Below are 703 nucleotides of genomic sequence, written 5' to 3' on the forward strand. Positions count from 1 at the left end.
GGCGCCGGTGATTCCCTGGCGGCCGCCGGGCGAACGCCCGCCCTCGGCGGCCGAATTGCGGATCTGCGCGCCGTTCCTGCACCGGCTGATCGTCCTGGCCGCCCCGCGGCGGGTCCTGCTGATGGGCAATACGCCCACCCGGCTGCTGACCGGCGAACAGGGCGGCATCGCCCGCCTGCGCGGACGCTGGCGCGCGATGACCGTGCCCGGATCGGCCGAGAAACTGCCCGTGCTGCCGATGCGCCATCCGTCTCAATTGACCGCCAGCGCGGCCGCCCGGCGCGACGCATGGAAGGACATTCTGTTGCTGCGCACAACACTGGATCAGGACAAGCAAACACCCTGAAACAATATGGCGCGACACCGCCGGAACTATGTTCGAACCAAGGCGAAAACCGTGTCTATTGCGCCGAAACACACGATTTATTCACTGACGATGACAGGCGCTAAATGGCAGTTTTTCCTGGCGTTTAATTTTCTGTTCTGGCGTCATACTGGCACCCCGCCCCAAAAAGGGTTGCTTTTCGGCGCATAACCCCTTAGACGCCCCTCGGCCATGCGAGGGATAACACACACCCCCCCACAGTTCGCGGTCCGGGCCCTGCTGGCCGGCGCGGCCTTTCTGGCTGGCGCGGCCTTCTGTCCGCTGCGTGCCCAGGGCGCGACCGCCCAGACGCCGGACGGGCACCCGTTCGGACGGGGC

General features: G+C 66.3%; 1 protein-coding gene. It reads left to right on the forward strand.

The genetic code is table 11. From position 1 onward, the window contains the following. Window positions 1-346, forward strand: a 346-nt coding sequence (locus HUK84_RS21480; protein ID WP_281362891.1) for a uracil-DNA glycosylase family protein, incomplete at its 5' end; no start/stop codon positions are given. Window positions 347-703 lie beyond the last annotated feature (357 nt).

This window comes from Nguyenibacter vanlangensis, from assembly GCF_013376155.1.
In the GTDB taxonomy this organism is placed as follows: domain Bacteria; phylum Pseudomonadota; class Alphaproteobacteria; order Acetobacterales; family Acetobacteraceae; genus Gluconacetobacter; species Gluconacetobacter vanlangensis.